Below are 525 nucleotides of genomic sequence, written 5' to 3' on the forward strand. Positions count from 1 at the left end.
CGGGCGGAGAGGCGAGGTGAGGTCACCCGCCAAGTCTAGGGCTTAGGCGTTTTCTGTGCTCGGTGAATTGGCTCGCAGACGGTGTGGGGGCACCGTGCATTTTGCGAGGGCTCGGGATGACGTACACTGGAAGAAGTACTTGATTACTGCCATTCTTTCGCGCGCCTACTTTTCATTTTTGAACAGATTTGTGTGACAGTGTGGATGCCAGAGATTCAGGTCTCTCGCAGAGGGTGGTGGCTCAATTGGTAGAGCAGCGGTCTCCAAAACCGCAGGTTGCAGGTTCGAGTCCTGTCCGCCCTGCAAGTCCCACTCCGTGATTCATGGAATGGGTCGAGCAAGCCGAAGTATCGGAAGGTAGTAAGAGTGGCCAAGAAAGACGTAGACGTGCCCAGCGAGGACGTCGTCGCCAAGGCGAAGAAGGATAGCGAGCAACGTCGTGGACCCTTCGGGCGCATGGTCCTTTTTATCCGCCAGGTATTGAACGAGCTCAAGAAGGTCGTCACCCCGACGAGGCGCGAACTG

The 525-nt window shown here is 56.6% G+C and carries 1 protein-coding gene and 1 tRNA gene; both read left to right on the plus strand.

Annotated features, from left to right (window positions below):
• The first annotated feature begins 230 nt into the window (after positions 1-230).
• Positions 231-303: transfer RNA gene (locus ADICYQ_RS31310), tRNA-Trp, on the plus strand.
• Between the two features lie 153 nt (positions 304-456).
• A partial coding sequence (locus ADICYQ_RS31315) for a preprotein translocase subunit SecE (RefSeq protein WP_498366139.1) occupies positions 457-525 on the plus strand: 69 nt, incomplete at its 3' end.

It is taken from the genome of Cyclobacterium qasimii M12-11B, assembly GCF_000427295.1.
GTDB lineage: Bacteria > Bacteroidota > Bacteroidia > Cytophagales > Cyclobacteriaceae > Cyclobacterium > Cyclobacterium qasimii.